Here is a 415-nt window from a genome sequence, read left to right as displayed (position 1 = left end):
GTGGGCTCGGAGATGTGTATAAGAGACAGCCGCACGGCTGGCACCCAGCAGCGCCCCCGCAACCAACACCAACAGCACGCCCAACAGACTGATCACCAACAGTACTTCCAGCAGCGTGAAACCACGTTGGGTACGGGTCATGATCCGGCCCCGCTGACAGCGCCGCGCAGTTTAAGCGTACTGAACTGCGCTTTGCGCTGGTGCTCGCTGAGCATCAGGTCGAGGCGAAACATCCGTGCCTCACCATTGGCACCCGACAGTTGACGGATATCCAGGGTCCAGTCGATGCCTGCGAGTGTTCCCTGACGCGTACCGTTTTCCAGCGGGCCGGCACTTTCCTGATCCATAATCGTGCGTGCTGCATGGCTGATCCGGTCACTGCGCGACACCTGTTGCAGAGAGCGAGCGCTCTGCC

General features: G+C 61.0%; 2 protein-coding genes. Both read right to left on the bottom strand.

Features of this window, described 5'->3' with window-relative positions:
* Positions 1 to 141: prepilin-type N-terminal cleavage/methylation domain-containing protein (locus ALO43_RS29225; protein ID WP_157062337.1), on the bottom strand; the 141-nt coding region annotated here is incomplete at its 3' end.
* On the bottom strand, positions 138 to 415 hold a 278-nt coding region (locus ALO43_RS18710; RefSeq protein WP_054997907.1), incomplete at its 5' end, for a hypothetical protein. The genes ALO43_RS18710 and ALO43_RS29225, both read right to left, overlap by 4 nt.

This window comes from Pseudomonas tremae (genome assembly GCF_001401155.1).
Taxonomy (GTDB): Bacteria; Pseudomonadota; Gammaproteobacteria; order Pseudomonadales; family Pseudomonadaceae; genus Aquipseudomonas; species Aquipseudomonas tremae.
This window is presented reverse-complemented; position numbering and strand designations above follow the sequence as displayed.